A 24,547-nucleotide genomic window follows, 5' to 3' on the forward strand; every position below is an offset into this window, starting at 1 on the left:
CGGCCGGCTGCGCGGGCATGCTGCCACCGTGGTCTGAACGGTTGCTGAGCGCGGGCCGACGGTGGCGCTTCTGGCACGTTACCGCGCGTCGTCCCAGGTCGCGCTCTGCCACGGCGGGCGGCGTGGCGGTCGGTGCCCCCGCCGGTGCCCGGTCGTGGTGGCGGTCGACCCTGGCGCCCGGCTGCGTCAGAGTAGGGGCATGACCACACCAGTGAACGTCACCGTCACCGGGGCGGCGGGCCAGATCGGGTACGCGCTGCTCTTCCGGATCGCGTCGGGTGCGATGCTCGGCCCCGACACCCCCGTGCGGCTGCGGCTGCTGGAGATCCCGCAGGCGGTCAAGGCCGCCGAGGGCACCGCGATGGAGCTCGACGACTGCGCGTTCCCGCTCCTGGACGGCATCGACATCCACGACGACCCGGCGGCTGGCTTCGCGGGGACCAACGTGGCGCTGCTCGTCGGGGCGCGGCCGCGCGGCCCGGGGATGGAGCGGGCCGACCTGCTCGAGGCCAACGGCGGCATCTTCGGGCCGCAGGGCCGGGCCATCAACGCCGGCGCCGCCGACGACGTGCGCGTGCTGGTCGTGGGCAACCCGGCCAACACGAACGCGCTCATCGCGGCGTCGAACGCTCCCGACGTGCCGAAGGACCGGTTCACGGCCATGACCCGGCTCGACCACAACCGGGCCCTGTCGCAGCTGGCGAGGCGGGCGGACGTGCCCGTCTCTCAGGTCCGCCGTGTCACGATCTGGGGCAACCACTCGGCGAGCCAGTACCCGGACGTGTTCCGGGCGGACGTCGCGGGCACCCCGGGGGCCCGGTACGCGGACGAGGACAAGCTCTGGCTCGCCGACGACTTCGTCCCGACGGTCGCCAAGCGCGGCGCCGCGATCATCGAGGCGCGCGGGGCGTCGTCGGCGGCGTCGGCGGCGAACGCCGCCATCGACCACGTCCACGACTGGGTGCTCGGCACGCCCGAGGGCGACTGGACCAGCGCGGGCCTCTGGTCGACCGGCGAGTACGGCGTGCCGGAGGGCCTCGTGTCGTCGTTCCCGGTGACGTCGTCGGGCGGCGCGTGGCAGGTCGTCGAGGGCCTCGACCTCGACGCCTTCTCCCGCGAGCGGATCGCGGCGAGCGTCCAGGAGCTCTCCGAGGAGCGGGAGGCCGTGCGCGCGCTCGGCCTGGTCTGAGGCGTGACGCCGTCGGTCGAGCCTGACCGCACCCGAGGCCGACAGGCTCGACCGGCAGACCGGAAATAGAGCGGCGAGCCGTCGGTGGGCCCACATAGGCTGCTCGGGCCATGATCGATGCCTCCACCGCACGCGCGGACCACTCCCTGACCACCGCGGACGCCCCGCCGACGGACCCGGCCCGACGCCTCGACTGGCGCCGCCTGCGCGGGCCGGTCGGCGCCGTCGCGCTGGTCGCGCTCACCCTCGGGGCGACGGGTGCGGCGCTCGGCACCGTCGTCGCCGGCCGCCTCGCGGCGGACCCGACGACCGGGCTGCTGATGCTGCTCGCGCTGTGCGTGGTCGGCGCCGCCCTGTTCGACGCGGCCGGACAGGTCGTCTGGGCAGGCGTCGTCGACCGGGCGGAGGGGCGCCTGCGCGGCGACCTGCTGACCGCGGCGCTGCACCAGCCGTTGGAGACGCTCACCGAGCAGGCGGTCGGCGAGGTGCTCGACCGCGTGGACGACGACACCCACGCCGTGGGCACGCTCGTGCGTCGCCAGCTCTGGGGCGCCGGCCGCACGGTGGTCGGCGTCGTGCCCATGTACGTGGTCGCGGGCATCACCTGGTGGCCGGCGTGGCTCCTGTTCCCCGTGCTCGGCGCGCTGGCCGGTGTCCTCGTGCGGCCCATGCTGGGCGAGATCGCCCGCCGCAAGGTGATCGAGGAGGCGGCCTGGACCGACCACGCGGCGGCGTTCGAGGAGTCGGTCGCCGCCCGCGACGACCTGCGCACCAGCCTCGGCCAGCCGTTCGCGATCCGCCGCCTGGCGCAGCGCTCGGCGGACGTGCACCGCAAGTTCGCCGCGGTCGTGACGGTCGAGTCGAAGATGCTGCGCCGTGCCGGCCTCGTGCTCGCCGCGCTGCTCGCCGGCGTGGCCGTCACGGGCGCCGCGCTCGCGTCGGGCGGCCGCCTCCCCGTCCAGGACCTCGTCACGCTGTTCCTGGTCACGGCCATGTTCGTGGGCCAGGTGGACAACCTCATCCACCACCTGCCCGACATCCAGGAAGGCCTCGGCGCGATCACGCGCATCAAGCAGATGCTCGGCGTCGTCCCGGAGCCCGAGGGCGGCCGCGACCTGCCCGAGGGGCCGGTGGGCATCGAGCTGCGCGACCTGCACTTCTCCTACGCGGAGGGCACCTTCGCGCTGCAGGGCGTGGACCTGCGCGTGCCGGCGGGCCAGACCGTGGCGCTCGTGGGCCGCACCGGGTCGGGCAAGTCGACGCTCGCGTCCCTGCTGTCGCGCGCCGTCGAGCCGGAGCCCGGCACGGTGTTCCTGGGCGGCGTCGACGTGCGCGACCTGGACCTGCAGAAGCTGCGCGCCGCGGTGGGCGTCGTGACGCAGCGCACCGAGATCCTCGCCGGCACCCTGGCGGAGAACATCGCGCTGTTCTCGGACGTGCCCCGCGAGGACGTCGAGGCGGCCGTGCGCGAGCTGCGTCTCGACGCGTGGGTGTCCGGCCTGCCCGACGGCCTGGACACGCTGCTCGGTCCCGGCGGCACGTCGCTGTCCGCGGGAGAGGAGCAGCTCGTCGCGTTCGCGCGCCTGCTGGTGCGCGACGTCCAGGTCGTGGTGCTCGACGAGGCCACCGCGCGCATGGACCCGCTCACCGAGGCGCGGGTCGTCGCGGCGTCCGAGCGCCTGCTCGCCGGCCGCACGGGCGTGCTCGTCGCGCACCGGCTCACGACGATCGAGCGGGCCGACCTCCTGGCGGCCCTCGACCACGGCCGCATCGTCCAGCAGGGCCCGCGCGCTCGGCTCGCGCGCGAGGACGGCCCGTACCGCGACCTGCTCCTGGCGAGCGACTCCCCGGGCAGCGCCGCCGTCGCGCCCGTGGACGGCGCACCGGTCGCGAGCGCGGCGTCCGCCGAAGCGGTGGCGACGGCGCTGACCCCCCACGAGCCGACGCCCCGGCGGTCGCCCCAGGAGACGACGCAGGACGTGGGCGGTCGACGCCGGCGCGGCCCCTCGCCCGAGCTGCCGGACCCGGGCGAGGGGCCGAGCCTGGCGCGCGGCGTGCTGCACGCGCTGTTCGTGCGGCCCGCGTGGGGCGTGGTCGGTGCGGCGCTGTTCCTCGTGGCGAGCCTGGTCTCGGCGCAGGGTGCGCTCACCGGGTTCCTGTGGGGGCAGGCCGTCGAGGGCCTCGACGACGGCTTCCCGACCGCCCTCCTGGTGTCGTTCGCCGTGCTGCTCGTCCTCGCGCCGCTCGCCCTGGCGTGGGCGCTGTACGTCTACCCGCGATGGTGGGTGGAGGTGCTGCTGCGCGTGCGGATGGCGGTGATGGTCGGGCAGACCCGGCAGGAGCGGCTGCGGGCCACCCCGCCCGGCGAGGTCGTGGCGCGGGCCATGGACTCCGACCGGTTCGTGCGCTATTCGGACCGCTGGGTCGACTTCGTCAACGGCCTGGTGATCGCCGGCGTGACGGCGCTGCTCAGCGGGTCGTGGCTGGCCGGCGGGGTGCTCCTGGCCGTCATGGTGGTCTCGGCTGCCGCCTCCGCGATCGGCCGCCCGATCGCGGGCCGCTCGGCCACCCGCTCGTCCGCCGCGCGGGCACGGTTCGGCCGCGCCCTGGTCTCGGCGCTCGACTCGGCGCGCACCGTGAAGCTCGCGGCGCGCACGCCGCAGGTGCACGCGCACCTGCGCGAGGTGGACGGCGGACGCGTGCGGGCCGCGATCTTCGAGCACCGCGTCCAGGCGGCGCTCGACGGCGTCCCGATGATCATGGTGCAGCTCGGCGTCGTCGCCGCCTGGGCGGGCCTGCTCACCGGCACCTGGGGGCTGGCCACCGCGCTGCTCGTCGCGAACGCCGTGAACGGGTTCGGCTGGTTCGGCGTCGTCGCGGGCGCCGTCGTGACGGAGGCGCCGGGCACCCGGTCGTGGCAGCGTGCCACGGGCCGGTTCGCCGCCGGTGCGGACCTGATGGACCTCCCCGCCGGGGTCGACCTCCTCACCGGGGATGCGCCGCGGCCGGCCGCCGGCCCGCGCGAGGCGCTGGAGCGGCTGCGCCTCGAGAGGGTCACGGCGGTGCACGACGACGGCACGATCGGCGTGTCCGGCGTGGACCTGGAGGTGCGCCGCGGGGAGCTGGTGCTGCTGCTCGGCCAGGTGGGCTCGGGCAAGTCGAGCCTGCTCTCCGCGCTGAGCGGCCTCATGGAGCACACCGGGCGGATCCGGTGGAACGAGCAGGACGTCGTGGACGCCCAGTCGTTCCTGCGTCCGGGGCAGGTGGCGCACGTCGCGCAGGTGCCGCGCGTGCTGTCCGGCACGTTCACCGAGAACGTTCGCCTGGACCACGAGCGCGACGTCGACGGCCCGGTCGCGGCCGCGCGGCTCGGGCAGGACGTGGCGGAGGCGGGCGGTCCGGACTCGTTGGTCGGGCACCGCGGGGTGCGGCTGTCCGGCGGCCAGGTGCAGCGGCTCGCGCTCGCCCGGGCGCTCGCCACGGACGCCGAGCTGCTGCTCGCCGACGACGTCTCCAGCGCGCTCGACGCCACCACGGAGATCGAGCTGTGGGCGTCGCTGCGCGAGCGCGGCACCACCGTGGTCGGCGCGACGTCGAAGCGTGCGGCCCTGTCGCGCGCGGACCGCGTCGTGGTGCTCGCCGACGGCGAGGTCGCGGAGGTCGGTCCGTGGCACGAGCTCGCGCCGCGCTGGGGGCACCTGGCGGGCTGATCCGCCGCACGACCGGGACGAGGACGGCCGGGGCTCCGCACGGAGCGCCGGCCGTCCTTCGTCGTGCCCGGGGCGGACCGTTGGACCTCTTGCTGCAAGATTGCAGCAACGGTACAGTCGCGGCGGGTCGCGACCCGCGCGCCCGGACGACGAAGGAGTCCTCCTATGCCTCGTGCTGCCCAGGCCCGCGCCCGTCGAAGGCGACCGACCCGTCGCGCGGCGGCATCGCTGACCGCCGTCGCGCTGACCGTCCCCGCACTGTCCGCCGGGCTCACGGGACTCGGGGTGTCCGCGGCACCGGCCGCCGGCGCCGCAGACCGTACCGCGACGCTGGTCGGGAGCCTGCAGAGCGAGCTGGGCTGCGCGGACGACTGGGACCCGACCTGCGCCGCCACTGCGCTCGCGCCGGCCGGCGACGGCACGTTCAGCGCCGAGGTGGACCTGCCCGCCGGCTCGTACGAGTACAAGGTGGCGCTCGACGGCGCCTGGGACGAGTCGTACGGCCGCGAGGGCACGGACGAGAACGCGCCGCTGGTGCTGGGCGGCGACGCGCGCGTCCGCGTCACCTACGACGACGCGACGCACCGCGTCGCGCTCACGCCGCTGACGCTGGCGGGGGCGTACGACGACGCGACGGACGCCGACCTGGTGGTGCCGCCGGTGCGGCAGCCGGGCTCGGACGAGCGGTTCTACTTCGTCATGACCGACCGGTTCGCCGACGGCGACCCCTCGAACGACACGGGCGGGATCGAGGGCGACCGGCTCGACCACGGGTTCGACCCGGCGGACAAGGGGTTCTACCAGGGCGGGGACATCGCCGGCCTGCGGCAGAACCTGGACTACATCGAAGGGCTGGGCACCACAGCCATCTGGCTCACGCCGTCGTTCCTCAACCGCCCGGTGCAGGGCACGGGCGCTGACGCGAGCGCCGGGTACCACGGCTACTGGATCACCGACTTCACGCGGATCGACCCGCACCTGGGCACCAACGACGAGCTGCGCGCGCTGATCGACGAGGCCCACGCGAAGGGCATCAAGGTCTACTTCGACATCATCACCAACCACACGGCCGACATGATCGACTACGCCGAGGGGGAGTACGGGTACGTCGACCAGGCCACGTCGCCGTACACGGACGCCGCCGGGAACGCCTTCGACCCGGCGGACGTCGCGGGCGCCGCCGACTTCCCGGAGCTCGACGCCGCGACGTCGTTCCCGTACACGCCGGTGATCGCGCCGGAGGACGCCGAGGCCAAGGTCCCGGCGTGGCTCAACGACCCGACGCTCTACCACAACCGTGGCAACTCGACGTGGACGGGGGAGTCCGTCACGTACGGCGACTTCGACGGCCTGGACGACCTCATGACGGAGGACCCGCGCGTCGTCGAGGGCTTCGTCGACGTGTACTCCGACTGGATCGACCTCGGCATCGACGGCTTCCGCATCGACACGGTCAAGCACGTGAACCCGGAGTTCTGGGAGACGTGGTCGGCCGAGGTCATGGACCACGCCCACGCGCAGGGCAAGGACGACTTCTTCATGTTCGGCGAGGTGTACGACGCGGACGCGGCCAAGACGTCGCCGTACGTGCGCGACACGGACATGAGCTCCGTGCTCGACTTCTCCTTCCAGGCCGCCGCGACCAGCTACGCCAGCGGCAACAGCGCCCGTGGCCTCGCGAGCCTGTTCGCGAGCGACGACCGGTACACGACCCCGACGAAGTCGGCGTCCGCGTTGCCGACGTTCCTCGGCAACCACGACATGGGCCGCGTGGGCTACATGCTCGCCGGGACGGACGAGCCGCTGGCGCGCGACGAGCTGGCGCACGAGCTCATGTACCTCACCCGTGGGCAGCCGGTGGTCTACTACGGCGACGAGCAGGGCTTCGCGGGCACCGGCGGGGACAAGGACGCCCGGCAGACGCTCTTCGCCACCCAGGTCGACGAGTACGCCGATCAGCCGCTCGTCACGGGGGAGCAGGCAGGCAGCGTGGACCGATACGCCACGGACGCCCCGCTGTACGGCCACATCGCCGCGCTGGCCGCGTTGCGCGAGGCGCACCCCGCGCTCGCGACGGGCGCGCAGGTCGAGCGGTACGCGGAGAACGGCGCCGGGGTCTACGCGTTCAGCCGTGTGGACCGGGAGGAGAAGGTCGAGCACCTGGTCGCGGTGAACAACGCGGCGCAGTCCGAGAGCGCCACGTTCACCACGCTCACGCCGGGGGCCACCTACGAGGTGCTGTACGGGGACGGCGAGCCCGTCGTCACCGCCGACGACGCCGGCGAGGTCACCCTGCAGGTGCCCGCGACGTCGGCGGTCGTGCTGCGCGCGGACCGCACGGTGGGCGCGGGTTCTGACGGCACGCTCGAGGTCGCCGTCCCGGCGGCGGGTGCGGCCGTGACGGGCACCGCCGCGGTGGCGGCGGACGTCGACGACGACGCATGGGCGGAGACGTCGTTCGCGTGGCGCGAGGTCGGCACCGACGCGTGGCACGCCCTCGGCACGGCCGAGGACACGGCGCCGCGGGTCTTCCACGACCTTGCTGACGGCAAGGTGGGCCTCGCCGAGGGCACCCTCGTCGAGTACCGGGCGGTGACCCAGGACGCGGACGGCGACCGTGCCGCCGCGTCGACCTTCGCGTCCGTGGGCGTGGACGTCTCCGGCGTGGTCGGGGACGAGGAGCCGGAGCCGGAGATCGACATGGTCACGGTGGCCGGCAGCCACAACAGCGAGATGGGCTGCGCGGGCGACTGGACGCCGGACTGCGAGGGCGCGCGCCTGGCCGAGCGCCCGGACGGCGTGTGGGCCGGGACGTTCGACCTGCCTGCCGGCGACTACGAGTACAAGGTGGCCGTCAACGGCTCGTGGGACGTCAACTACGGCGTCGGGGGCGTGCGCGACGGCGGCAACGCCACGTACTCCCACGACGGCGGCAAGGTCACCTTCTACTGGGACCCGGTGAGCCACGACTTCTCGTCGACCGCGCAGGGCCCGGTCGTCACGCTGGCCGGGTCGTTCCAGGACCAGGTGGGATGCCCCGGTTCGTGGACGCCCGACTGCCTCGCGTCGTGGCTCAAGGACCCGGAGGGTGACGGCACCTATACCTGGTCCACCGACGCGCTGGCCGCGGGCACCTACGAGGGCAAGGTGGCGCACGGCCTGAGCTGGGCGGAGAACTACGGTGTGGGCGGCAAGCCCGACGGTGCCAACTACTCCTTCAGCGTGGGCGACGGCGAGACGGTGGCCTTCTCCTACGACCTCGCCACCCACGTGCTGGAGATCGGCGTCGAGAACCCGCCGCTGCCGGGTGCCGGTCAGCAGGCCGCGCACTGGGTCCGTCAGGGCCTCGTGCTCGTGCCGGGCGACCTCGGCGCGGGTGACCGCTGGACCCTCCGGACCGCACCGGAGGGCGGCCTGGCCGTCGCGGACGGCGAGGTGCGGGGGCCCGACGGCGGCGACCTGCCCGAGGGGGCGGCATCGTACGACCTGGTCCCCGCCGGGGACGTGCCCGACGATGTCGCCCGCGACTTCCCGGCGCTCGCGGGGCACAGCGCGCTGGCGCCCGTCGGCGAGGACGGGGAGCCGCTCGGCCGGGCCGCCGTCGAGCAGCTCCTCACCGGGCAGCTGCTCGTGACCCGAGCGTCCGGTGACGGCCTCACGGCGGCGACCGGGGTGCAGGTGCCGGGCGTGCTCGACAACCTGTACAGCGAGCGTGCGTCGAAGCGTACGTTCGGCGCGCAGCGGCATCCGAGCGGGAAGTGGGCGTCGTTCGCGCTGTGGGCGCCCACGGCGAAGGACGTCGACCTGCTGGTCTGGCCCGCGGGCCGCGACCTGGGCGACGAGCCCGAGCGCTTCGACGCCGTGCGCGAGCGCGACGGGTCGTGGACGCTCGACGGCAAGACGGCCGCGAAGCGTCTCGCGTGGGACGGCGCGCGCTACCGGTACGCCGTCGAGGTGTACGTGCCGAACACCGGGGCGGTCGACACGAACGTCGTCACCGACCCGTACTCGGCGGGCCTGACGCTCGACTCGACGCACTCCGTCGTCGTCGCCCTCGACGACAGGAGGTGGCAGCCGAAGGTCTGGCGCACCACTCCGCAGCCCGTCGTCGAGCGGGCCGTGGACCAGACGATCTACGAGCTGCACGTGCGTGACTTCTCGATCTCCGACGAGACGGTGCCGGCGAAGGAGCGCGGCACGTACCTCGCGTTCGCGCAGCAGCGGTCGGACGGCATGACGCACCTGCGAGGGCTGGCCGACGCCGGCATGACCACGGTGCACCTGCTGCCCACGTTCGACATCGCGACGATCCCCGAGGACCGCGCGGACCAGGCGACCACGGGCGACCTGTCCGGGTTCGCGCCCGACTCGACGGAGCAGCAGGCGGCCGTGTCGGAGGTCGCAGCGGCCGACGGCTTCAACTGGGGCTACGACCCGTACCACTTCGGCGTGCCCGAGGGGTCGTACGCCGCCGACGCCGACGGCGGCGCCCGGGTGGCCGAGTTCCGCACGATGGTGGGCTCGCTGCACGGCGCGGGCCTGCAGGTGGTGCTCGACCAGGTGTTCAACCACACCGCGGCGAGCGGGCAGGACGCGAAGAGCGTGCTCGACCGCGTCGTGCCGGGCTACTACCAGCGGCTGAACCCGACGACGGGCGCGGTCGAGACCAGCACCTGCTGCCAGAACGTCGCCACCGAGCACGCGATGGCCGGCAAGCTCATGGTCGACTCGGTCGTGACGTGGGCCCGCGACTACAAGGTGGACGGCTTCCGCTTCGACCTCATGGGCCACCACTCGAGGGAGAACATGCTGGCCGTGCGGGAGGCCCTCGACGACCTGACGCCGCGCAAGGACGGCGTCGACGGGTCCGCCGTCTACCTGTACGGCGAGGGCTGGAACTTCGGCGAGGTGGCGGACAACGCCCTGTTCACCCAGGCCACGCAGGGGCAGCTCGGCGGCACCGGGATCGGGACGTTCAGCGACCGGTTGCGCGACGCCGTGCACGGCGGGTCTCCGGTGGACGCGGCGTCGCGGTTCACGCAGGGCTTCGGCACCGGGCTGTTCACCGACCCGAACGGGCGGGAGGCCACCGAGGGCGACGCCGACAGCGTCAACGACGGCTCGGACGACGAGCGTGCCGACCTCGGCCACCAGACCGACCTGGTGCGCCTCGGGCTGGCAGGCAACCTGCGGGACTTCGCGTTCCGGGCGTCGGACGACGGTGCCGGCGACGTGACGGCGGGGGAGGACCTCGACTACCGCGGCGCGCCCGCCGGGTACGCCGACTCGCCGGAGGAGGTCGTCACCTACGTGGACGCGCACGACAACGAGACGCTCTTCGACCTGCTCGCGCTGAAGCTGCCGCGGGAGACGTCGATGGGCGACCGGGTGCGGATGAACACCGTCTCGCTGGCCACGACGGCGCTGGCCCAGACCCCGACGTTCTGGCACGCGGGCACGGACCTGCTGCGCTCGAAGTCGCTGGACCGCAACTCCTACGACTCAGGCGACTGGTTCAACGCGATCGACTGGTCCGGGCAGGACAACGGCTTCGGCCGGGGGCTGCCCCCGGCGGCGGACAACGAGGACGCGTGGCCGGTCATGGCCCCGCTGCTGGCGGAGCCTGCGCTCAAGCCCGCGCCGTCCGACATCGCGACCGCGGCGGACGCGGCGCGCGACCTGCTGGAGCTGCGGTCGTCGACCGACCTGTTCCGGCTCGGCAGCGCGCGGCTGATCGAGCAGAAGGTGTCGTTCCCGGGGGCAGGCCCGGACGCGGTGCCGGGCGTGGTCGCCATGACCGTGGACGACACGGTGGGCCGCGACGTCGACCGTCGCCTCGACGGGCTGCTCACGGTGTTCAACGCGTCGCCCGAGCCCGTGACCCTCGAGCTGTCGGACCTCGCGCGCCGCGACTACCGGCTCTCGGGGGTGCAGCGCACGGGCGCCGACCCCGTGGTGCGCCAGACACGGTGGGACGCGCGGACGGGCACGGTGACGGTGCCGGCGCGGACCGTCGCGGTGCTGGAGGACCCGCAGCGCTGAGGGGTGGCGAGCTCGAACGGTCAGGAGTAACTTACCGTTCGTGGCCACTTACCATGATGTCCTCGACGCGCTCGGCGACCCCACCCGCCGTGCCGTCGTGGAGCGCCTGGCCGCCGGTCCCGCCTCCGTCGCGGAGGTGGCGGCTGCGCTGCCCGTGAGCCGCCCGGCGGTGTCGCAGCACCTCAAGGTGCTGCACGCCGCCGGGCTCGTCGCGTTCGAGCCTGCCGGGACGCGCCACCTGTACCGCCTCGAGGCGACCGGGTTCGAGGCGTTGCGCGGGTGGCTCGACGGCTACTGGTCCGGCGTGCTCGGCGCCTTCGCCGCGCATGCGGACCGCACGGTGCGGAGCATGGACGAGAACAAGGCCGACAGCTGAGGAGTGCCGCGATGTCCACCGACGACGTGCTGCGCAGGTCCGTCACCGTCCGGCTCGCGCCGGACGACGCCTTTCGGCTCTTCACCGCCGGCCTCGCCGAGTGGTGGCCGCTCGACACCCACTCCGTGGGCCGCGTCGACGCCCTCGACGTGGTGCTCGAGCCAGGCATCGGCGGCCGCCTCGTCGAGACCCTGGCCGACGGCTCCGCCGCGGTCTGGGGCGTGGTCACCCAGTGGGACGCGCCGCGCCGGGTCGCGTTCACCTGGCACCCCGGGACGCCGGAGACGGAGGGCACGCTCGTCGAGGTGACCTTCCGTGCTGCGGGCGACGGCACCGAGGTCGAGCTGGCGCACTCCGGCTGGGCCCGGCGGGCCGACGGCGAGCGGGCCCGGGGCTCCTACGGTTCCGGGTGGGAGCTCGTGCTGGGCCGGTTCGCGGCGACGGCGGGCTGACGGCCCTGCACTGGCTTTGGCCCCCGAAGGAAAGCGACGCGACGTCGCCGGCGTCGTCGTGGTGATGACGCGGCGTCGGCTCGCGAGGCACGCGCGGCGGCGAGGGGGCGGCAAGGCCGCGGCAAGCCAGGGCATAGCGGGCATTCGACCGCCAAGTACGCCTTCATGCGGGCCGGGGTGACGTCCTGTGACCGGATCGTTATGGCTTCGTCTCGACAGCCCTTTGACTTCGGAACTCGAACGCAGCAAGGTGTACCGCGGACCGGCTCGGCCGTCCGGGGTGGTTCCCGGCGTCCGGGCGCCGGCGGCGATGGTCGCCGCCGGGGGACACTCGACGACGAGAAGGAGCGCGAGGATGCGACTCGCCAAGACGATGAGCGCGGTGGCCGCCGGTGCGGTGCTCACGCTGACCCTGGCCGCGTGCGGCGGGGAGGGTGCCGGAGGCGGCTCCGGCGACAGCGGCGCCGGCGACGGTGACGAGGACGTGAAGGTCGGCGTCGCGATGCCGACCCAGACGTACGAGCGCTGGATCCAGGACGGCAACAACGTCAAGAAGGGCCTGGAGGACCTCGGCTACAGCGTGGACCTCCAGTTCGCCAACGACGACATCCCCACCCAGACGCAGCAGATCGACTCGATGATCACCGAGGGCGTCGACGTCCTCGTCATCGCGTCGATCGACGGCACCGCGCTGACCAGCCAGCTCGACGCGGCCGCCGCGGCGAACATCCCGGTCATCGCGTACGACCGCCTGATCCGCGACAGCGAGAACGTCGACTTCTACACGACGTTCGACAACGAGGCGGTCGGCGTGGCGCAGGCGAACGCCCTGCTGCGCGGCCTCGGCTACCTCGACAAGGACGACAAGCCCACCGGCGAGAAGGGCCCGTACAACATCGAGCTCTTCGCCGGGTCGCCCGACGACAACAACGCGGGCTTCTTCTTCGACGGCGCGATGTCGGTGCTCCAGCCGCTCATCGACGACGGCACGATCGTCGTCCCGTCCGGCCAGACCGACTTCGGCCAGGTCACCACGCAGCGCTGGGAGCTGGAGACCGCCCAGAAGCGCATGGAGGACCTGCTGACCTCCACCTACCAGGGCGGCGAGAAGCTGGACGGCGTGCTCGCCCCGGCCGACGTGCTCTCCCGCGGCATCATCAACGCGCTCCAGAGCGCGGGCATGGGGCCGACCCTCGACAAGGGCCTGCCGGTCGTCACCGGCCAGGACGCCGAGATCGCCAACATCAAGCTCATCGACGACGGCGTGGAGTCCTCGACGATCTTCAAGGACACGCGTCTCCTCGCGGAGCAGGCCGTCAAGGCGACCCAGTCCTTCGTCGAGGGCGAGGAGCCCGAGGCGAACGACACCGAGACGTACGACAACGGCGTGAAGGTCGTGCCGTCGTACCTGCTCGAGGTCCAGACGGTGTTCAAGGACGACATCAAGCCCGTGCTGATCGACGCCGGCTACTACACCGCCGACGAGGTCAAGGCCGGTCAGGCGGACGACTGATCCGCAGGTCATGACCCGCACGGGCAGGCCCGCCCGTCGCCGTTCCCGCTCGGGAGCGGTGGACGGGCGGGCCCGCCCCCGGGGCCGCCGCGGACGCGTCCGACGGCGGCGCACCCCATCGAAGGAGGGACGAGAGCGCAGATGAGCACGATCCTGGAGATGCGCTCCATCACCAAGGAGTTCCCGGGCGTCAAGGCGCTGTCGGACGTCACCCTCACCGTGGAGCAGGGCGAGATCCACGCCATCTGCGGCGAGAACGGCGCGGGGAAGTCCACGCTCATGAAGGTGCTGTCGGGCGTCTACCCGCACGGCACGTACGACGGCGAGATCGTCTTCGACGGCGCCCCGGCCGAGTTCGGGTCGATCAACGACTCCGAGCAGCGCGGCATCGTCATCATCCACCAGGAGCTCGCCCTGGTGCCGTACCTGTCGGTCGCCGAGAACATCTTCCTCGGCAACGAGACCCGCAACCGGCTCGGCATGATCGACTGGAACGCGGCGAACCGGAAGGCCGCGGCGCTGCTCGAGCGTGTGGGCCTCGCCGAGAACCCGACGGTGCCCGTCGGCCAGCTCGGCGTCGGCAAGCAGCAGCTCATCGAGATCGCCAAGGCGCTCTCGAAGGAGGTCAAGCTGCTGATCCTCGACGAGCCGACCGCCGCGTTGAACGACGACGACTCCGAGCACCTGCTCGAGCTGTTGCGCCAGCTCAAGGCGCACGGCATCACGTCGATCATCATCTCCCACAAGCTCAACGAGATCGAGGAGATCGCGGACCGCACGACGATCATCCGCGACGGGCGGACGATCGAGACCATCGACATGTCCGAGCCGGGTTCCACCCAGGACCGCATCATCCGCGGCATGGTGGGCCGGGACCTCGAGCACCGCTACCCCGAGCGGGCGTCCGTCGTGGGCGACGAGGTGCTGCGCGTGGAGCACTGGAACGTCGACCACCCGACGCAGATCGGCCGGCAGATCATCACCGACGCCTCGTTCAACGTGCGGGCCGGTGAGGTCGTCGGGATCGCAGGCCTCATGGGCGCCGGGCGCACCGAGCTCGCGATGAGCATCTTCGGGCGGACCTACGGGCGCAACATCCGCGGCGAGATCTACAAGGACGGCAAGCCGATCCAGATCCGCAACGTGTCCGAGGCGATCGGCCACAACATCGCCTACGCGACCGAGGACCGCAAGCACTACGGCCTCAACCTCATCGACGACATCCGCCACAACATCTCGGCGGCCGGCCTGCCCAAGCTCGCCCCGCGCGGCTGGGTCAACGGCAACGAGGAGCTCCGGGTCGCCGAGGACTACCGCGGCTCCCTCAACATCAAGACGCCCAACGTCCTGGTCGACGTCGGCAAGCTCTCCGGTGGCAACCAGCAGAAGGTCGTGCTGTCCAAGTGGCTGTACACCGACCCCGACGTGCTCATCCTCGACGAGCCCACCCGTGGGATCGACGTCGGCGCCAAGTTCGAGATCTACACGATCATCAACAAGATGGTCGCCGCGGGGAAGGCGGTCGTCGTCATCTCCTCGGAGCTTCCCGAGCTGCTCGGCATCTGCGACCGCGTGTACACCCTCGCCTTCGGTCGGATCACCGGTGAGCTCCCCGTCGCCGAGGCGACGCAGGAACGCCTCATGGAGTTCATGACGATCGAGCGCGACCAGCCCCTGCCCACGAAGGAATCCGCCTCATGAACGCCATCGACTCGGTCCGGGACATCCTGACCCGGAACATGCGCCAGAGCGGCATCGTCATCGCCTTCGTGGCGATCGTCGTGCTCTTCGCCGCCCTGAACCCGAACTTCCTCTCGCCGACCAACCTGACGAACATCGTCCTGCAGTACTCGTACATCCTGATCCTCGCGATCGGGATGGTGATGATCATCGTGGCGGGCCAGATCGACCTGTCCGTCGGCTCGGTCGTCGCCCTCACCGGGGCCGTGAGCGCCGTGGTCGTCGTCCGGCAGGGCCTGCCCTGGTACGTCGGCGTGCTGGCCGCGCTCTTCGTCGGCCTCCTCGTCGGCATCTGGCAGGGCTTCTGGGTCGCGTACGTCGGGATCCCCGGCTTCATCGTGACCCTCGCCGGCATGCTCCTGTTCCGCGGGCTGACGTTCCTCGTCCTCGACAACAAGTCGCTGTCGCCCTTCGGCGGCACCTACTACGACATCGCCAACGGGTTCCTCAACGGCCTCCTCGGCGGCAACGGGTTCGACGTCTTCACGCTCGTCATCTTCGGCATCGCCGTGGCCGGGTACGCCGTCAGCCAGTGGCGCACGCGCCAGGGCAAGATCGCCTACCAGCAGACCGTCGAGTCGATGCCCCTGTTCGTGGCCAAGCTCGTGGCGGTCGCCGTCGTGGTGATGTGGTTCGGGTACCAGCTGTCGATCTCGCGCGGCCTGCCGATCGTGCTCATCATCCTCGCGGTGCTGATCATCGCCTACACGCTCGTCACCCAGAAGTCGGTGTTCGGCCGGCACGTCTACGCCGTCGGCGGCAACCGGCACGCGGCAGAGCTGTCCGGCGTCAAGGTCCGGAAGGTCAACTTCTGGATCTTCGTGAACATGGGCGTCCTGGCGTCGGTGGCCGGCGTGGTCTACTCCTCGCGCATGAACGGTGCCCAGCCGGGCGCCGGCAACATGTTCGAGCTCGACGCGATCGCGGCCTGCTTCATCGGCGGCGCGTCGACCACCGGCGGCGTCGGCCGCGTGGGCGGCGCCATGATCGGTGGTCTGATCATGGCCGTCATGTCCAACGGCATGCAGCTGATGGGCGTGCCCCAGTCGATGCAGCAGGTCGTCAAGGGACTCGTGCTGCTGCTCGCGGTCGCGTTCGACATCTACAACAAGCGTCGCGCCTCGGTGCTGCGCTGACCGGGGGGTCCGGCCGGGGCCGGACCACCCGCGCGCCACGCGCGGGGCGGCGGACGACCGCCGCCCCGCGCGTCGTCGCACCATAGACTCCCCGGCGTGAGAGGACGGCTGCCGATGGTGGGATCGCAGTCGTCGCTGCGCGAGGCGAACCGCGCCCGCGTCGTCGACGCGGTGAAGCGGCACGGGGGGCTCACGCAGGTCGAGCTCACCGGGGCCACGGGGCTCTCGCCCGCCACGGTCTCGACCATCGTCAAGGAGCTCGTCGCCGCCGAGCTGGTCGAGGTGCGCAACACGATCCGGTCGGGACGGCGCGCGCAGCTCGTCACGCTCGCCCACCGCGTGGGGCTCGTCGCCGGCGTCCTGGTGGGCGCCCGGCAGCTCACCGTGGCCGTCGCCGACGTGTCGCACGAGGTGCTCGCCGAGCAGGTGCTGCCGCTGCCCGCGGAGCACCGCGCCGACACGAGCCTCGACCGCGCGGCACTTCTCGTCGTCGACCTGCTGGAGCGCGTCGGCTCGGAGCTCGACGAGGTGCTCGGCATCGGCCTCGGGCTGCCGGCGCCGGTCGACGCCGCGAGCGGCCAGGTGACCGTGCGCGGCATCCTCCGGGGCTGGGACGGCGTGCCGGTGGCCCAGGTGCTGTCCAAGCGGTTGGCCCGGCCCGTGTTCGTGGACAACGACGCGAATCTCGGGGCGCTCGCCGAGAGCACGGTCGGCGCCGCCCGCGAGGTGCACGACGCCCTGTACGTGCGCGCCGGGCACGGTGTCGGCGCGGGCATCGTGCTGGCCGGCCGGGTGCACCGCGGGGTCGCGGGCACGGCCGGCGAGATCGGGCACGTCCAGGTGGACCCGGCGGGCAACATCTGCTCGTGCGGCAGCCGCGGCTGCCTGGACACCGTCGTGGGGGACCGGGCGCTGCTCGAGCCGCTGCGCAGCAGCCACGGGAACCTCACGCTCTCAGACGTCGTGCGGCTGACGAACGAGGACGACCCGGGCTGTCGGGAGATCGTCGCGGACGCCGGTACGGTGGTGGGCGGCGTCGTGGCCGGGCTGGCGACGTCGCTCAACCCGGAGCTCGTCGTCGTCGGAGGTGTGCTGGCCGCCACGGGCGAGGTGTTCCTCGGGCCGATGCGCGAGGCGCTGCGCCGCCGGACGCTGCTGCAGCAGGTCACCCCCCTCGAGGTCGTGCCTGCCGCGCTGGGCACGCGCGCCGAGCTGGAGGGCGCGCTCGCGCTCGCGCTGCAGCACACCGACCTGCTGGAGCAGCCCGACACCGGCCCGAACGGTCCCGGCGACGTCGCCGTGGGCCAGGTCCGCACAGGAAAGGGGAACCGGTGAGGGGACGGACGCCGCTGCTCGCGCTGCGGCAGGTCAGCAGGTACTTCGGTGCCGTCGAGGCCCTCGTCGACGTGGACCTCGAGGTGCACGCGCACGAGGTGGTCGCCCTGGTCGGGGACAACGGCGCGGGGAAGTCGACGCTCGCCAAGGTCGTGGCGGGCGTGCTGAGCCCCAGCTCGGGGCAGGTGGAGGTCGACGGCGAGCCCGTGACGATCTCGTCACCGTCCGTGGCGAACCAGCTCGGCGTGGCCAGCGTGTTCCAGGACCTCGCCGTGTGCGAGAACCTCGACGTCACGGCCAACGTCTTCCTGGGGCAGGAGCTGCGCGGACGGGCCGGGCTGCTGCGCGACGGGGAGATGGAGACCGAGACCCGGGCCCTGCTGGAGCACCTCACGATCCGGATCCCGTCGGTGCGCACGCCGCTGCGGCACCTGTCCGCCGGGCAGCGTCAGGCCGTCGTCATCGCGCGGACCCTCATCGGCCAGCCGCGCATCGTGGTGCTCGACGAGCCGACGGCGGCGCTCTCGGTGGCGCAGACCGCCGAGGTGCTGACCCATATCCAGCGCCTGCGCGAGCTGGGGCTCGGTGTCATCCTCATCAGCCACAACCTCAACGACGTGCGCGCGGTCTCCGACCGCATCGAGGTGCTGCGGCACGGCCGGAACAACGGGTCGTTCCCGGCGTCGGCCACCCATGAGGAGATCCTCGCGGCGATCACCGGCGCCGCCTGACCGGCTCGGACCCCGGGGCAGCCTGCGGCCGGCGGCTGCCGTCCTCCAGGCCGAAGCGGTCGTGCGGGTCGAGGTGTGCGAGGACCTTGCCGAGCGCGCCCGCGAGGGCGGCGACCTCGTCGGCGTCGAGGTCGTCGAAGACGTCCTCCAGCACCGTGCGCGCGTGGCCGGGGGCGCTCGCGACGACCTTGCGCCAGCCGTCCTCGGTGAGGTGGGAGATCGTCGCGCGCCGGTCGTCGGGTGCCGTGCAGCGCTCGACGTACCCGCGGGCCTCGAGACGCCGGGCGACGTGCGAGAGCCGGGGGAGCGTGGCGCTGGTGAGCCGCGCGAGCTCGGTCATGCGCAGCGCGCGCTCGGGCGCCTCGGAGAGCATCGCGAGCACCATGTACTCGAAGTGCGTCAGGTCGGAGTCGCGGCGCAGCTGCTGGTCGAGCGCCGCGGGCAGCAGCTCGATGACCGCCTGCAGCCGCAGCCACGTGCGCATCTGCTCGGCGTCGAGCCAGCGCGGCTCGTCGGTCGCCGTGGTGCCCCGGGTCGTCGTCACGTGATCGCCCTCCTGGTCCGTCACCCCCGAACGAAGGTTGACGCTACAACTATAACGGGTCTATGTTGGTTGTAGCGTCAACCAACCGGGTGGGCGCGGCATCCCAGGAGGAACGATGGCCACCATCAGCATCATCGGCACGGGCAACATGGGCTCCGCGATCGCGGGCCTGGCGCTCGCCGGCGGGAACGACGTGCAGGTCGTCGCCCGCGACGCGGCCAAGGCCGCGGCCGTGGACGCCGCCGTCACCGCGACCGCGTTCGGCGAGCCGATCACGGGCGACGTCGTCGTGCTCGCCCTGCCGTACCCGGCCCTCGAGGACGTCGTCGCGACCTACGGCGACCAGCTCGCCGGGCGCACCGTCGTCGACCTCACCAACCCGCTGGACTTCTCCACCTTCGACTCGCTCGTCGTGCCTGCCGACTCCTCGGCCGCCGCCGAGCTGGCCGCGAAGCTCCCCGGCGCGTCGGTGCTCAAGGCGTTCAACACGAACTTCGCCGCGACCCTCGCCAGCGGCACCGTGGGCGGCGTGCCGACGACCGTCCAGGTGGCGGGCGACGACGCGGACGCCAAGGCCGCGTTCGCTGCCGCGTTCGACGGCTCCGCGGTCCGCGTCGTCGACGCGGGCTCGCTCAGGCGCGCGCGTGAGCTCGAGGCCCTCGGGTTCCTGCAGCTCACCCTCGCCGCCGGTGACAAGACGCAGTGGACCACCGGGTTCGCGCTGCTCTGATCCGACCCGCCCGCCCGCCCCAGCACCAGGAGCCGACCATGCCCACGCCGTCCTCGACCCATCGCACCCCCGACCTCCTCGCGGCCGAGACCGCGATGGGCGCCGTCACCCTGCACGTGGGCGACCTCGGCGCGATGAGCGCCTACTACCGGGAGGCGATCGCCCTCGAGGAGATCCCGGCGCTCGGGGCTCCCGACCGGGTGGTGCTGGGGCGCGGCAGCACCCCGGTCGTCGCGCTGCAGCACACGCCGGGACTGCCCCCGACGTCCCGCCACCAGGCCGGCCTGTTCCACACGGCGGTCCTGTTCGACACCGAGGAGGCGCTCGCCGCCGCCGTCGCGCACGCCGCGCAGCACCCGCTGTCGCGGTTCGCCGGGAACGCGGACCACTGGGTGTCGCGCGCGTTCTACTTCACCGACCCGGAGGACAACGGCATCGAGCTGTACTGGGACCGGCCGCGGGACACCTGGCAGCACGACGGCGGGGGCCGCGTGTCGATGGGCTCCGACTGGTTCGACCCGCAGGAGTTCCTGCGGCGGAACCTCACGGAGGGCGCGATGTCCGGCGCGGCCGGGCAGGCCGCCCAGGTCGGGCACGTCCACCTCCAGGTGGGCGACATCCCGACGGCGCAGAAGTTCTACGTCGACACCCTCGGCTTCGAGGTCATGGCCACGTTCCACGGCGCCCTGTTCGTCGCGGCCGGCGGCTACCACCACCACATGGCGATGAACACCTGGAACAGCGCGGGCGCCGGCCCGCGGGCCGCCACGCTCGGCCTCGGGCAGGTGGCGCTCACGGTGCCCACGCGCGACGAGGTCGGCGCCCTCGCGGACCGCCTGCGGCACGCGGGCGTCGAGGTGCGCGACGACGGGCGGACCCTGCGGTTCGACGACCCGTGGAGCACCCTCGTCGAGGTGTCCGTGGCCTGACTGGCCCCGTCGTCAGCGGAAGACGACCGTGCGGTGGCCGTCGAGCAGCACGCGGTGCTCGGCGTGCCACCGCACGGCGCGCGCGAGGGTGCGGCGCTCGACGTCCTCGCCGATCGCGACGAGGTCGGCGACCGCCCGCGAGTGGTCGACGCGCTCGACGTCCTGCTCGATGATCGGGCCCTCGTCGAGGTCGCCCGTCACGTAGTGGGACGTCGCGCCGATGAGCTTGACGCCGCGGTCGTGCGCCTGCGCGTACGGGCGGGCGCCCTTGAAGCTGGGCAGGAACGAGTGGTGGATGTTGATGACCTGGCCCTCGAGGTCGCGGCACAGCTCGTCCGACAGGATCTGCATGTACCGGGCGAGGACGACCAGCTCCACGTCGAGCTCCGCGACCAGCTCCCGCAGCCGGTCCTCCGCCCGCGCCTTCGTGTCCTTCGTGACGGGCACGTGGTGGAACGGCTTGCCGTAGAACGCGGCCATGTCCGCCAGGTCCGGGTGGTTGCCGACGACGCCGACGGCGTCGACCGGCATGCCCTGGTACCGCTCGCGGTACAGGAGGTCCACCAGGCAGTGCGGCGCCTTGCTGACCAGCACCAGCGTGCGCAGGCGGCGGCCGACGACGTCCAGCTGCCAGGTCATGCCGAACCGCTCCGTGACGGGTGCGAGCGCGGCGGTCAGCGCCTCGCGGCCCGCCTCCGCCTCGACCTGCAGCTCCACCTGCACGCGCATGAAGAACAGGCCCGACGCCGGGTCGCCGAACTGCTGGGACTCCGTGATGTTGCCGTCGTGCGCGGCCAGCACGCCCGCCACGGCGTGCACGATCCCGGGGCGGTCGGGGCAGGAGAGCGTCAGCACCCATTCGGTCGTCACCCGCCCATTGTCACCGACGGCGCCGGGCGCGCGACGACACGTCCGCCGTCCGTCTGCCACGATGTCCCCATGAGCAAGGCACCCGGCACCGACGCCCAGGAAGACCAGCGCGAGAGCGGAGGCGACACGCTGCGCATCGCGCTCGTCGACGACGCCCAGGCGGGCGAGCTGCTGACGCTGCGTCGGGCGGCGTTCGTCAGCGAGGCGCAGCTGTACGACGACCCGCACATCCCGCCGCTGACGCAGACGCTGCACGAGCTGCGCGACGACATGGCGCGCGACGACGTCGTGACCGTGGGCGCGTGGGAGGGGCACCGCCTCGTCGGGTCGCTGCGCCTCGAGATCGAGGGCGCCCGCGCCACGCTCGGCCGGCTCGCCGTGGCCCCGGACCAGCAGGCCAGGGGCATCGGCACGTCCCTGATGTTCGCGATCCTCAAGTTCCTGCCGTCCGAGGTGACGGAGGTGTGGGCGTTCACGGGCAAGGACTCCAAGCGCAACCTCGCCATGTACACCAAGCACGGTTACGAGGAGCAGTACGACCGGGCGGCGGGCAAGCTCACGCTCACCTACCTGCGCCGGGTCCTCGACGAGGTCGACGCGAGGAACGCGGCGCAGGAGCGATGACCGACGCCGGCGGACGGGCTGCCGCGCGTCCTCGGTCGCGCCGCCCGTCCATGGCCGACGTCGCCGCCGTCGCGGGGGTCTCCCACCAGACGGTCTCCCGGGTGCTGAACGAGCACCCGAGCGTGCGCAGCGAGACCCGCGAGCGGGTGCTGGACGCCATCGCGAGCCTGGGCTACCGGCGCAACAGCGCCGCACGGGCGCTCGCCACCGCGCGCTCCGCGACCCTCGGGGTCGTGACGACGGGCTCGGCGCTGTTCGGGCCCACCAGCACGCTCATCGCGATCGAGGGTGCGGCGCGCGACCAGGGCTACTACGTGTCGGTCGCGACGCTGCGGACGTACGACGCCGAGGCGATGCACGAGGCCCTGGAGCACTTCATGGACCAAGGCGTGGAGGCGATCGTCGTCATCGCGCCGCAGGACGACGTGGCGGCGGCGGTGGAGTCGTTCCGTGCGCCCGTGCCGGTGCTGGTGGTCGCCGCGCTGGAGAGGCTGCCGAGGGACGTGGGCACCACCGCGGCCGCCGGCCCGACGACGCTGTCGCTCGCCGTCGACCAGCGCGCCGGGGCGCGCGCGGCGACGGAGCACCTGCTCGACCTCGGCCACGGCGACGTGCTGCACGTGGCCGGGCCGCAGGACTGGTTCGACGCCCGCGAGCGCGCCGCCGGCTGGCGTGAGGCGCTCGAGGCGCGCGGGCTCGCGCCGACCCGCCCGCGGTACTGCTCCTGGTCGGCGGAGGACGGGTACACCGCGGGCCGCGACCTCGCCGAGGCCGTCGTCGCCCACGAGGGGCCGACGGCGGTGTTCGCGGGGAACGACCAGCTCGCGCTCGGGATGCTGCGGGCCTTCTGGGAGCGCGGGCTCTCGGTGCCGGACGACGTGTCCGTGGTGGGGTTCGACGACGTGGCGGGCGCGGCGTACTTCGTGCCCCCGCTGACCACGGTGCGTCAGCCCTTCGGGGTGCTGGGGGAGCGCAGCGTGGCGATGGTGGTGGCGGCCCTCGCCGGCGCGCGCGTGCCGACGGAGCGCATCGCGCCCCGGCTCGTGGTGCGGTCGAGCACGGCGGCGCCGCCGGTCCGCTGACGGACGACTCGTTGACCGCCGTCGTGGCGGCTGGGTAGATTCGGCGCGTCCGCAGTTCTACATCGTTGTAGAGGAGCCATGATGCACAGATCTCTCAGGCGGGTCCGGACCGCGGCCGCCGGGGCGCTGACGGCGGCGCTGCTGGCGACGTCGCTGGTCGCGGCCACGACCGTCGGCCCGGCCTTCGGCGCGGCCGAACGCGCCCGGCCGGTCACTGCTCCGGTCGGCGGCCTCTCGGTGACCGGCGAGACCTCGCCGGTGCACGACCCGGCGCTCGTCGTCGGCGACGACGGCACCTGGCGTGTGTACACCACGGGCCTGGTGAACCGGGAGAACGGTGGCACGATCCAGATGTGGTCGAGCCACGACGAGGGCGTGACCTGGGCCTACGACGGCACCGTCTGGGACGAGATCCCGGCGTGGATCGACGAGCGCTTCGCCGGGCCGGACGGCGCGGGCGTGCTGCCCGACAACCTGTGGGCGCCCGAGGTCTACGAGCACGACGGCACGTACTACCTCTACTACTCGGCGTCGCGCTTCGGCACGAACACGTCGGTCACCGCCCTGGCCACCAACACGACGCTCGACCCGGACGACCCCGACTACGCGTGGGTCGACCAGGGTCCCGTGATCAGCTCGCCGCACGACATCGCCGGCGGGAAGACGTTCAACGCCATCGACGCGGGCATCGTCGAGGGGGCGGACGGAACCCCGTACATGGCGATCGGCTCCTACTGGTACGGCATCTTCCTGGTCGAGCTCGAGTGGCCGGGCGGCAAGCTCGCCGACGGCGCGCTGGAGAACGCCACGCACCTCGTGGACCGCAAGATGCCGGGCAACCCGGTCGAGGCGCCGTACATCACCGAGCGCGACGGCTGGTACTACCTGTTCGTGTCGTTCGACGCCTGCTGCCGGGGCCTGGACAGCACCTATCAGGTGGCGGTCGGTCGGTCGCGGGACGTCGCGGGGCCCTATCTCGACCAGGACGGGAAGGATCTGGCCGACGGTGGCGGCACGGTGCTGCTCTCCTCGCACGGGGCGGTCGTGGGGCCGGGCGGCCAGTCGGTGTCCGACGGCGTCCTCGCGTTCCACTTCTACGACGGCGCGAATGCCGAGATCCCGGGCTTCCCGACGCTCGGCCTGCAGCGCCTGGACTGGGAGGACGGCTGGCCCGTGGTGGACCAGACCGTCGAGGAGCCGGTCGTGACACAGGGGCCGCGCGACGCGACGGTCCGGGGGAACCGCCCGGCGACGTTCGAGGTCCGGGTGTCCGGCACGCCGGCGCCGGTCGTGACGTGGGAGGTCTCCGACGACGACGGCGCGACCTGGACGGCGGCCCCCGTCGCCGCCGCGCGCGCCGTCGACGGCACCGCGAGCTGGACCGTCAAGCACGCCGGCCGCGACCGGGACGGGCTGCTCGTGCGCGCCGTCGTCGCGAACGCCCACGGCGCCGTGCGCAGCGAGCCCGCCCGGCTCGACGTCCTCCGCCCGGGCGGCCCCGCGAGGTAGTCGAGATCCCCGCGAGGTAGTTCGAGACGTCACGA

The 24,547-nt window shown here is 73.0% G+C and carries 17 protein-coding genes; 15 read left to right on the forward strand and 2 right to left on the reverse strand.

The genetic code is table 11. From position 1 onward, the window contains the following. Window positions 1-199 precede the first annotated feature (199 nt). The 10 genes from B5Y66_RS06650 (at window position 200) to B5Y66_RS06695 (ending at window position 18,224) form a co-directional block, all read left to right on the forward strand. Window positions 200-1,189 carry a malate dehydrogenase gene (locus B5Y66_RS06650; RefSeq protein WP_079572684.1) on the forward strand — a complete coding sequence of 330 codons (990 nt, stop codon included), beginning with the start codon at window positions 200-202 and terminating at the stop codon, window positions 1,187-1,189. Between the two features lie 110 nt (window positions 1,190-1,299). Further along, a complete protein-coding gene (locus tag B5Y66_RS06655; protein ID WP_079572686.1) occupies window positions 1,300-4,899 on the forward strand; it encodes an ATP-binding cassette domain-containing protein in 3,600 nt (1,199 codons plus the stop codon). Window positions 4,900-5,064: 165 nt separating this feature from the next. Next, window positions 5,065-10,941 (forward strand): pullulanase-type alpha-1,6-glucosidase, encoded by a 5,877-nt coding sequence (gene pulA, locus B5Y66_RS06660; protein ID WP_079572688.1) that lies wholly within the window; start codon window positions 5,065-5,067, stop codon window positions 10,939-10,941. A gap of 40 nt (window positions 10,942-10,981) precedes the next feature. Beyond that, entirely contained in the window at window positions 10,982-11,317 is a 336-nt protein-coding gene (locus tag B5Y66_RS06665) for an ArsR/SmtB family transcription factor (protein ID WP_079572690.1), read from the forward strand. Window positions 11,318-11,328: 11 nt separating this feature from the next. Beyond that, the gene (locus B5Y66_RS06670; RefSeq protein ID WP_079572692.1) at window positions 11,329-11,769 is read left to right on the forward strand and encodes an SRPBCC domain-containing protein; all 441 of its coding nucleotides are present in this window, start codon (window positions 11,329-11,331) and stop codon (window positions 11,767-11,769) included. A gap of 355 nt (window positions 11,770-12,124) precedes the next feature. Then, complete coding sequence (gene chvE / locus B5Y66_RS06675; RefSeq protein ID WP_079572694.1) at window positions 12,125-13,282, forward strand: multiple monosaccharide ABC transporter substrate-binding protein; 1,158 nt, start codon at window positions 12,125-12,127, stop codon at window positions 13,280-13,282. Window positions 13,283-13,423: 141 nt separating this feature from the next. Further along, window positions 13,424-14,983 (forward strand): multiple monosaccharide ABC transporter ATP-binding protein, encoded by a 1,560-nt coding sequence (mmsA, locus tag B5Y66_RS06680; RefSeq protein ID WP_079572696.1) that lies wholly within the window; start codon window positions 13,424-13,426, stop codon window positions 14,981-14,983. After that, on the forward strand, window positions 14,980-16,158 hold the full coding sequence (gene mmsB, locus B5Y66_RS06685) for a multiple monosaccharide ABC transporter permease (protein WP_079572698.1): 1,179 nt from the start codon (window positions 14,980-14,982) through the stop codon (window positions 16,156-16,158). Before mmsA ends, mmsB begins: the two co-directional genes overlap by 4 nt. Window positions 16,159-16,272: 114 nt before the next feature. Then, window positions 16,273-17,493, forward strand: a complete 1,221-nt coding sequence (locus B5Y66_RS06690; RefSeq protein ID WP_079572700.1) for an ROK family transcriptional regulator — start codon at window positions 16,273-16,275, stop codon at window positions 17,491-17,493. After that, a complete protein-coding gene (locus B5Y66_RS06695; RefSeq protein WP_079572702.1) occupies window positions 17,490-18,224 on the forward strand; it encodes an ATP-binding cassette domain-containing protein in 735 nt (244 codons plus the stop codon). Before B5Y66_RS06690 ends, B5Y66_RS06695 begins: the two co-directional genes overlap by 4 nt. On the opposite strand, the gene B5Y66_RS06700 is transcribed toward B5Y66_RS06695, so the two are convergent. Beyond that, a complete protein-coding gene (locus tag B5Y66_RS06700; protein WP_322788693.1) occupies window positions 18,208-18,768 on the reverse strand; it encodes a MarR family winged helix-turn-helix transcriptional regulator in 561 nt (186 codons plus the stop codon). The genes B5Y66_RS06695 and B5Y66_RS06700 overlap by 17 nt on opposite strands. Window positions 18,769-18,883: 115 nt before the next feature. Between B5Y66_RS06700 and B5Y66_RS06705 the strand changes: the two genes are divergently transcribed. Together B5Y66_RS06705 and B5Y66_RS06710 are read left to right on the forward strand one after the other, a co-directional pair. Continuing rightward, window positions 18,884-19,498, forward strand: coding sequence for an NADPH-dependent F420 reductase (locus B5Y66_RS06705; RefSeq protein WP_079572704.1), 615 nt, complete (start codon window positions 18,884-18,886; stop codon window positions 19,496-19,498). 38 nt (window positions 19,499-19,536) lie between these two features. Next, window positions 19,537-20,427: a VOC family protein gene (locus B5Y66_RS06710; protein WP_079572706.1), complete on the forward strand. Its 891-nt coding sequence runs from the start codon at window positions 19,537-19,539 to the stop codon at window positions 20,425-20,427. A gap of 12 nt (window positions 20,428-20,439) precedes the next feature. Here the strand turns inward: B5Y66_RS06710 and purU are convergent, their stop codons facing one another. Further along, complete coding sequence (gene purU, locus B5Y66_RS06715) at window positions 20,440-21,297, reverse strand: formyltetrahydrofolate deformylase (RefSeq protein WP_079572708.1); 858 nt, start codon at window positions 21,295-21,297, stop codon at window positions 20,440-20,442. 69 nt (window positions 21,298-21,366) lie between these two features. On the opposite strand from purU, the gene B5Y66_RS06720 reads away from it, so the two are divergent. The 3 genes from B5Y66_RS06720 (at window position 21,367) to B5Y66_RS06730 (ending at window position 24,512) form a co-directional block, all read left to right on the forward strand. Further along, complete coding sequence (locus B5Y66_RS06720) at window positions 21,367-21,921, forward strand: GNAT family N-acetyltransferase (protein ID WP_079572711.1); 555 nt, start codon at window positions 21,367-21,369, stop codon at window positions 21,919-21,921. Continuing rightward, window positions 21,918-23,003 (forward strand): LacI family DNA-binding transcriptional regulator, encoded by a 1,086-nt coding sequence (locus tag B5Y66_RS06725; protein WP_079572713.1) that lies wholly within the window; start codon window positions 21,918-21,920, stop codon window positions 23,001-23,003. Before B5Y66_RS06720 ends, B5Y66_RS06725 begins: the two co-directional genes overlap by 4 nt. A gap of 81 nt (window positions 23,004-23,084) precedes the next feature. After that, window positions 23,085-24,512 (forward strand): glycoside hydrolase family 43 protein, encoded by a 1,428-nt coding sequence (locus B5Y66_RS06730; protein WP_079573270.1) that lies wholly within the window; start codon window positions 23,085-23,087, stop codon window positions 24,510-24,512. Window positions 24,513-24,547: the final 35 nt, after the last annotated feature.

It is taken from the genome of Krasilnikoviella flava, assembly GCF_900167525.1.
GTDB classification, from domain to species: Bacteria; Actinomycetota; Actinomycetes; order Actinomycetales; family Cellulomonadaceae; genus Isoptericola; species Isoptericola flavus.